The organism is Deferrisoma sp., from assembly GCF_054681715.1.
In genome coordinates, this window is record NZ_BAAHFQ010000125.1 from 1 (window position 1) to 8,422 (window position 8,422).

At 72.4% G+C, this 8,422-nt stretch carries 8 protein-coding genes; 1 reads left to right on the top strand and 7 read right to left on the bottom strand.

Features of this window, described 5'->3' with window-relative positions; genetic code table 11:
- On the top strand, positions 1-388 hold a 388-nt coding region (locus ACY0I8_RS14015; RefSeq protein WP_461395260.1), incomplete at its 5' end, for a hypothetical protein.
- A gap of 18 nt (positions 389-406) precedes the next feature.
- Here the strand turns inward: ACY0I8_RS14015 and ACY0I8_RS14020 are convergent.
- The 7 genes from ACY0I8_RS14020 to ACY0I8_RS14050 all read right to left on the bottom strand — a co-directional run.
- Complete coding sequence (locus tag ACY0I8_RS14020) at positions 407-949, bottom strand: hypothetical protein (protein ID WP_461395261.1); 543 nt, start codon at positions 947-949, stop codon at positions 407-409.
- 14 nt (positions 950-963) lie between these two features.
- Positions 964-1,836, bottom strand: coding sequence for a tetratricopeptide repeat protein (locus ACY0I8_RS14025; RefSeq protein WP_461395262.1), 873 nt, complete (start codon positions 1,834-1,836; stop codon positions 964-966).
- A gap of 111 nt (positions 1,837-1,947) precedes the next feature.
- Complete coding sequence (locus ACY0I8_RS14030) at positions 1,948-2,457, bottom strand: TlpA disulfide reductase family protein (RefSeq protein WP_461395263.1); 510 nt, start codon at positions 2,455-2,457, stop codon at positions 1,948-1,950.
- Positions 2,458-2,605: 148 nt separating this feature from the next.
- Positions 2,606-4,834, bottom strand: a complete 2,229-nt coding sequence (locus ACY0I8_RS14035) for a cytochrome c3 family protein (RefSeq protein WP_461395264.1) — start codon at positions 4,832-4,834, stop codon at positions 2,606-2,608.
- A 162-nt stretch (positions 4,835-4,996) separates the two neighbouring features.
- Complete coding sequence (locus ACY0I8_RS14040) at positions 4,997-6,478, bottom strand: hypothetical protein (RefSeq protein ID WP_461395265.1); 1,482 nt, start codon at positions 6,476-6,478, stop codon at positions 4,997-4,999.
- Between the two features lie 227 nt (positions 6,479-6,705).
- A complete protein-coding gene (locus ACY0I8_RS14045) occupies positions 6,706-7,296 on the bottom strand; it encodes an ankyrin repeat domain-containing protein (protein ID WP_461395266.1) in 591 nt (196 codons plus the stop codon).
- 28 nt (positions 7,297-7,324) lie between these two features.
- The coding region (locus ACY0I8_RS14050) for a vWA domain-containing protein (RefSeq protein WP_461395267.1) at positions 7,325-8,422 on the bottom strand (1,098 nt) is incomplete at its 5' end.

The window sequence follows — 8,422 nt, forward strand, 5'->3', positions numbered from 1 at the left end:
CGAGGGCACCCACCCCATGACCGGCATGACCGTGTCGCGCACCGGCGAGCCGCTCAACGCCTCGGCCCCGTGGCTCCGGGAGCGCATCCTGGGCCACGCCACCCTCGACCGGGCCCGCAACGCGCTCTCCTGCGACTCGTGCCACCAGCCCCACGACGCGAACCCCAACTCCTACACCTACTGCCTCGACGCCCCCGAGCACCTGGACGGCGGGGAGTGGAAGGGCCCCGGGGTGGAGGCCGGGGGGCTCTACCCCGCCGCGCTCGCCGAGGCCCGCTCGGGCCGGACGTCCTATCTCCAGGCCGACGGCTCGCCCGGCACCTACGTCACCCCCCGGGACCAACTGGGCAGCTTCACCGGCGTTTGCCAGCAGTGCCACGCGAAGTGAGGGGGGCCCGGCCGCGCGTCAGGGGAACTCGGCCAGGTTCAGACGAAACAGCCGGTAGTTCGCGTTGTGGGCCCTCGGTTTGCCCACCCGGATCAGGAGCGTGGCCGGACCCTCCAGGTCCAGGTGCTCCGGGTTGAACGCCGCCCGGATGATCCACCCGTCCGCCCCCTGCTCCACCGTGCGGTCCCGGGCCAGGATCCGAGCCTTCCCCCGGAAGAACTCCGCCTCCACGTCCTGGGCCGCCGGGCCCCCCGACGCCCGGATCTCCAACTCCAAGGCGTCGGCCGCCGCCGTGTCGGGCTCCCCCCCGGCGAGCACCCGCCGGGCCCCCCGGTAGCGCGGGGTCGCCACCACGGCGTGCACCCGCACGCCGTTCAGATCGAACGCCGGGATGTCGAACCGGGCGTCCAGCGCCTCGAGGGTCTCGAGTTCCTCCGCCAGCGCCCGGGCCTCCCGGGCCCCCCGCTCCCCCATCGTGAGATCCACCGCCTGCGCCACCGGCATTCCCGCGCCCCACGCGGCCACCGCGGCGACGCACGCCCACAGTGTCCGACGCTTCACGGCACTCCCTCCGGCTACTCCTCCGGTCCCCGGCCGACCACCTCCCGCCACCGCGGGTCGTCGGCCTTCCCCAGTTCCTTCAACACCGACTCCGGGTCCGCGCCGGCGAACACGGCCTTCTGGGCCACCGCCATCGCCCGGTCGGCGTCGCCCGCGGCCAGTTCCACGTCGGCCATGGCCACCAGCAGCTCGGGGTCGAAGGGCGAAAGCGAGACGAGCCGCTTCAGCACCTCCCGCCCCCTCTCCACCTTCCCCGTGTGGGCCCAGATCCGCCCCACCATGGCCTGGAACCCCGGGTCGAACTGCTCGAGCGGCGCCATGCCCAGGATGTGCTCGGCCGCCTTCGCGGCCTCGGCCCAGCGGCCCAGCCGCCCCAGCGCCAGCACCACGCCCCGGTGGCCCTCGGGCCGGTAGGGGTCGGCCTCCCGAAACGCAAGAAACGACGCCAGGGCCTCCTCCCACCGGCCCAGCCCGGCCTGCCCCTCGGCGAGCACGAGCCAGATCGCCGGCGCCCGGTACCCCAGCCGCGCCGCCTCGCTCCCGTACCGCACGGCCTCCAGGTGGTCCCCCAGCATGAGGTGGGTGTGGGCCAGGTTGTAGGCCACGACGGCGTCGAGCCCGCACGCCTCCTCCACCCCTTCCAGGAGCCCCAGGGCCTCCTCCCACCGGCCCTGGTTCATCCGGGCCACGGCCACGTCGTTCTCCACCCGGCACCGTTCGGGCCCCCGGGGCAGGGTTTCCGCCAGGGCGAGGCCCTCCGCGGCCGCCTCGCCCCACCGGCCCTCCTCCATCGCCTTCGCGAACTCCTGCGTGCCCGCCGGCACCGCGGAAGCCCACGCCAGCGCCGCCGCCACCGCGGCCCCGATCCATGCCGTCCGTTTCCCCACGACGTCCTCCGCCCGCCCCCCGAAAAACGGCGTGGCGGGTTAGGGCCCGCCACGCCGCGCGACGTTCCTTCCCGGCGGCCCTCCCCGGGCCGGCCGGGCCGTGCCTCCCGGTTACAGCTTGCCCAGCGCCGCGGCGAGCTGGTTCTCCCGGGGATTGAGGTTCCCCAGGCGCTCCACCACCTTGCCCCCCTTCACCACGACGGCGTACGGGGTGCTGTACACGCCGTACTTCTCCCCCGACTGGAACTCGGGATCGTAGAGGACCGTGGCGACCTTGTCCACCCCGTACTTGTCCACCACGCGGGAGGCCATCTCCTTGCCGCCCACGTCCACCATGATCACCACGAACTTCGTGTCCTTGAACTTCTCCTTCAGGTTCCCGAGGTTCGAAAGCTCATGGCGGCAGGCCGAGCAGGCCGACTGGGCCCAGATCACCACGCCCTTCTGCCCCACCTCCTTGGCGAGGCTCTTCCCGTCCACCATCACGTCCACCACCGGGTCGCCCACCTTGAGGCTCACCGTGGGCTTCTCGGCCTTCTTCTCCTCGGCCCCCGCGCCCCCGACGGCCACGCCCAGGAGCAACACGGCGCAGCAGGCAACCGAAACGATCCGCTTGAGCATCTGCACTCTCCTTGTCGTTTGAGGTTTCACCGCAGCCCCCCACCCCCACCACGCGGGACCGGGGGGCGGCGCCGGGCGCCGCCCCCCTTCCCGAACTACCCTTGCCCCGCCCCGGGGCGCCGGGCCCCGGGGCGGGCCGTGTGTTGCCCTACCGGTACTGGTCGTGGCAGGCCGCGCACAGATCCGTGAAGTTCAGGCTCGGATCCGCCACGGTGCTCCCGGTGTAGGCCCGCACGGCGTCCGTGAGGGTCGTGGCGGTCCCCATCTGCTCGTTGTTCTGCCCGTTCTTCAGGATGTAGATCGCGGCGCCCGTGTTCCCGGAGTGGACGTCGTGGCACGAGGTGCACGTCATCTCGTCCGCGGCCGGGTAGAACGCCTCGCCCGCCGGACTCGCCGCCGCATAGGGGGAGGTGTCCGTGTTGAGCGCGGCGCCGGTCTTCGTCACCGTGCTGCCCGTGGTCGGGTGGGTCCCGCCCGGGATGCCGTGGCAGCCGAGGCACAGGCCGTCGCCGCCCTGGGCGGTCTGGGTCGTGGCGGTGCTGGCCGTCGTGTTGTCATTGGTGTTCCGGGCGGTGGTGTCGAACTCGCCCAGGAGCAGCCAGTCGGCGTCGCGCGGGTTCGTCACGCTGTGGCAGCTTTCGCAGATCACGCCGCCCGTGTCCGCCGGGCCCGTGGCGAAGTCGAACGTCTGGCCGCCCACCTTGGAGAACGAGCTCTGGTTGCCGTCGCCCGCGTAGTCGAGCCCGGTCGCGGGCCAGTTCGTGGTCCGGATCGGCGCGCCGCCGCCGGGGCCGTTCGTCTGGAGGCCCGGCACCCTGGTCGTGTCTTCACCGGCGTCCAGAACCGGCGTGGCGTTGTCGTCGTTGGTGACGATCGCGGCCGCGTGGCTCACCCAGTGGGACCCGAGGTCGCCGGCCTGGCCCAGGTTGTACTTGAACCGGGCGGGGTTCGCGCTGTGGCAGGCCACGCACATGCTCGAGGCCGGGGTGTCCGCGTTGGTGGGGCCGTCCCAGTTGAGGGCCCGCAGCAGGAAGTCCGCGCTGGACCCGGTGATGCCCTGGTCCACGCCGTTGTGGGCCCGGTGGCAGGTCTCGCACCCGAGGGCCTGCTGGTAGAAGGCCGCGGAGGTGCCGCCCACGATGTAGGCCTCGTAGGTCGCCGTGTCGTAGCTCGTCGAGCCCGTGTAGGGGTGGTGGGCCCGGCTCGTGATGACCGGGTCGATGTGGCAGCCCTGGCAGAAGGGGTTGAAATCGGGGCTCGTGGCCGCGGTGTCGGCGAGCACGGGGCTCGCGTCCTCGCCGAAGTGGATGTCGTGGCAGCTCAGGCACACGAGCGTGCCGGCGTCGGCGTACACGCCCGACGGGCTCACCACGTCGTCCTGGAGGAACGGCTGCGCGTCGCTGTCCACGGCCAGGGTGTTCCCGGTGACGCTACCCGCGTACGTGGCGTCGGAGGTCGTGGCCACGGGGTGGTTCGTGGTGCCCGCCGCCCCGGGGGCCGCGCCGTGGCAGTCGGTGCAGAGGTCGCCCGCGGCGCTCGCCTTCACGTTCACGAGGAGGTCGTTCTGGGGCAGGGCCCCGCCGTTCGTCGGGTCCTCGCCGTGGACGATGTGGCAGGTCACGCAGGTCACGCCGCCGGCGGTGCCGCCGTCGGTGCGGTGCCCGCCGAGGGTCCAGTTCCCCTCGGTCGCGTTGGAGGCGTTGGTGAGGTCGGCCGTCCGCTGGTAGGCCGCGGTCCAGGTGATGGGCGCCGAGGCCCGTCCCGTGTACGAGGCGCCCACGGGGTGGTTCGAGTGCGGGGTCGTCGCGCCGTTCGTGTTCGAGGCCATGGTGCCGGTGGTCTCACGCGAGCCGTGGCAGGCCTGGCAGAGGCTCGTGAGCGCCATCCGGAGGAACGGCCGCTGGCCGACGGTGTTCGAGTGGGGGTCGTGGCACGAGGTGCAGTCGATGTTCGTGCCGCTCACGCCCGCGTCGTCGTTGGTGTAGGGAAGCCCCGAGCCCGCGAGGCTCTGGCCCTGGTTGTACCGGGTGCCGGCCGTGGTGAGCACGGTCTCGTCGAACCCGTGGGCCGCCTCGTCGAACATGTTCGTGGACTCGGTGGCCGAGCTCGTGATCGAGCCGTTCCCGGTGAGGTGGCAGGTGGCGCAGAGGTTCGCCACCGGGGTGTACCCGGCGGCGGGGGTGCCGGCCCACAGCCGGTCGCCCTGGGCCCCGTGGGGCACGTGGCAGAAGGAGCACACGCCCCGGTTCAGGGCGAACTGCCCGGTGAGAGTCATCGCGATCATGTCGTGCTTGGTACCCGTGACCCCGGCGAACGCGGGGGCGGCCAGGGCGACCGCGAGGCCCGCGGCCGCGAGGCCCTTCATCAGCCTTCTCATGCGTCTTCCTCCTTTGGACCGTGTTGGGTGGTTCGGTGTGTCCGTTCGCCGTCGCCCGTTCTGCCCGCATCACCTCCTTTCCGGCGCGGCGATCTCCCGTTGTGGTGACCTCATACCGGGTCCCGGCTCCTCGGGGGGGCCGGGACCCGGCCTCTTTACCCCTTACGGCAGTTCCGGCACGGTCACCCGGCACACGCGGTGCTCGAGCTTCTCCGACCAGAACACCCAGTTCTTGCCCGGCACGAACGCCACCCCGGCCGACGAGATGGCCGGCAGCGCCTTCCCGTCCATGGCCAGGTCGCCCAGGTACTGGCCGTCCATGGTGTAGAGATGCATGCGGGTCGCCATGGAGTCGAGCACGAGCACCTTGTCGGGGGCGTACTCGGCCAGGGCCTCGGCCCGCCCCATCTTCCCGGGGATCACCCCGAACTCCCCGAAGGAGCGCTGGGTGTTGCCCTCGAAGTCCATCTCGAACACCTTCGCCGAGAGGGGATCGGTGAGGATCAGGTTCCCCTTGTGGTTCAGGTTGAGGGCCATCGTGGTGCCCGCGTCCTTGGAGGTGTCGTAACTCTCCAGGAGCCGGCCGTCGGGGTCGAGCACGGCGAGCCGCTTGCCCTTGGAGTCGATGGCGTAGATGGTGCCGTCCTCGGCCACGGTGACATCGTTGAAGTACTTGAACTCCTTCCCGAGCTCCTTGTACTCCTTTCGCCAGATGACGCCCCCGTTGCGGTCGAAGGCCCACAGGGCCTTGGTGTCGGTCACGTAGATCGGCTCCCCGGCCGGGTCGATGCCGATGCCCACCGGGATGTTGAACTGCCAGTCGGCCCCCTCGCCCGGCCAGGTGGCCAGGTGCTCCAGGTCCGCCGAGAACACGTAGACCTTCTTCGTGCCGCCGTCCACCACGTAGAGGGTCTCGCTCTCCCGGTCGAAGGCGAGGTCGCCCGGGAACTGGAGGTTCTCGAGGCCTGCGGAGCCCTGGCACTTGCGGTCCTTGGCCTCGACCAGGATCTCCTCCACCTTGGCCGCGGCACCGGCCGCCTGCTTCGGGGCCTCGTACTTCACCTCGAGGGGCTCGCTCGGGGCCGACTCCGTGCCCGACATGTCGCGGGCCGTCACCCGGTAGTAGTAGGTTTTGCCGTCCTCCACCTTGGTGTCGTCGTACTTGGTGGCCTGCACCGAGCCTAGGAGATCACCCTTCTCGTCCTTGTTCTCCGAGCGGTACACGTTGTAGACCACGGCCCCCTCGGCGGCGTCCCACCGAAGCCCGATGCGCTCGCCCCGGGCCATGGCCGCGAGCCCCTTGGGCGGCTCGAGCTTGATGATCTTGACCTTCCCGCTCGCCCGGGCGCCCTCGGCGCCGCTTTGGTCCACGGCCGCCACCTCGAAGGTGTACTCGCCCGCCTTCTCGGGCGCGGGGGCCATGTAGTTCACCGCCGGGGTCTCGCCCAGCTTCTGCCCGTTCATGTACACGTTGTATTTCACGGCCCCGGGCACGGGCATCCACATCACCATCACGTTGGGCCCCGCCAGCATGGGAAACCCCGGCATCAACTGGGGCGCCGGCAACTGCGCCCGCGCCGCGCCGGCCAGGGCCACGACCAGGACCATCATCACCACCGTTTCGAGCGTTCGCTTCAGGCTCATTCCCGTTCCTTTCGCTGTTCGGGCGCGTCCCACCGCGCGTTTCCGCCTCGTTCCCCGATCTCGATCCGCAACAGGATGCCCCTCCGGCGCGTCGTGCGTTCCAAGCAAGTGTTGTGCCATCTCCACCTCCACGGCCAAAGGCCCGTCGCTGCGGGGTCGGCCGCCGCGGCCGGCCCCCTGGTCCTTGTGGAATTTCGCTCAACCCGCCCCCCGGTGCGCCATATCCCTCATCGGCCGCACCCGCCCGCCGCCGCGATCTCCTCGGCCAGCGCCGTCCGGCCCATCTCCCGGGCGAGATCCGCCGCGGTTCGCCCCGCGTCGTCCCGCGCACAGGGGTCCGCGCCGGCGTCCAGGAGCACCCGCACGGCGTCGGACTGGCCGGCGAACGCGGCCTTCATGAGGGCCGTCATGCCGTGCACGTCGCGCACCCCGGTACGGGCCCCCGCGTCGAGAAGGAGCCGCACCGAGGTGCCGTCGCCCCCGTAGGCCGCGTACATGAGCGGGGTGCGGCCGTTGAAGTCGAGATGGTTCGGGTTCGCCCCCCGGGCCAGGAGCACCCGCACCACCTCCCAGCGGCCGGCCTGGGCCGCCACGCACAGGGCGGTCTCTCCGTCGCGGCCCATCTCGTCGGCCGGCACCCCCCGCTCGAGTTCGGCCCACACCCCCCGCACGTCTCCCGAGCGGGCCTTCTCCAGGAGCGGCGGCTCGTCGCCCGGGGGCGGGATGCCGTGCATCGCGCGGGCCCCTCCCGCCCACGCCCACGCCGCCGCGAGCACGACCCCCGCGGCGAGCCGCCTCCATGTTCCCGTGTTCGCCATCGTTCGCCTCCCGGGGCCCTCCGGCCCCTCACGTGTCCTGGGACAGCAGCGTTCCCCCCGCCGCGGCCGCCGCGGCGGCCACGGCCCACCCGACCAGGGGCGCTCCCGCGCGTCGTTCCGTCTTCCCTTCCCCCCCGCCCGCCGCGACCGGCCCCACCCCACGCGCGCCGCGCGACGGGGCGGCCGGTCCTTTGCCCGCCGGAACCCCGGACAGGAGCTCCTCCCACACCCACCCGGCCCAGCCCCCGGCCCAGCCCCCGGCGCCGGGGTCGGCCAGGAAGACCCCGACCCCGCCCCGCCCCACCCGCCAGACCCCGGCCACCGGGGTCCCGTCCAAACTGCGCACCGGCACCCGGGCCCCGGGCACGGGCCGCGAGGCCAGCAGGCCCTCGATCTCCGGGTACCGCTCCGGGCGCACCCCGACCCGCAGGCGCCGGATCGGGTCGGCCGCGATCGCATCGAGGTCCCGGAGCGCGAACCCGGGCACCTCCGTCGCGTCGGTGGCCAGGTAGAGGTACCCGCCCGACAGGGAAACGAGGCGGTTCAGGAGCGGGACGTGGGCGTCCCCGGGCGTGCCGAACCCCACCAGGCTCACGGTGATGCCCTCGGCCCGCAGCCCCCCCACGAGATCCCACACCGTGCCGGCCCCCGTGACCTCGTACTCGTCCACGTCGGCCGTGTCGGCCAGCACGAGGACGTGCTTGCGCGCCGCCTCGGTCCGCCGCAACGCCCGGCCCGCCTCCAGGAGCCCGGAATAGAACTGGATCCCGGCCCCGATGGCCACCAGGCGGGCCACGCGCTCCTCGATCCGCCCGGCCGGGAGGTCCTCGTGGAGCCCAACGACCCAGTACGGGTGGGCCTCGACCCCCAGCACCCCGAACCGTCCGCCCGCGTCGCCCACCGACCGGGCAAGACGAAGAAGGGCTTCCTTCGCCATGTCGATCTTTCGCACCCGCCGCGGCCCCAGCGGGTAGAACATGCTAAAGGACGTGTCCACCACGGCGACGAGGGCGAGGTCCCCGGACGTATCTTCCTCTCCCGGGCCGAGCTTGACCGGGAGGAGGCGCTCGATGGGGGTGCCCCGGTAGTCGCCCCGGCGCATCTCGCCGGGGAGGAACAGGATGCC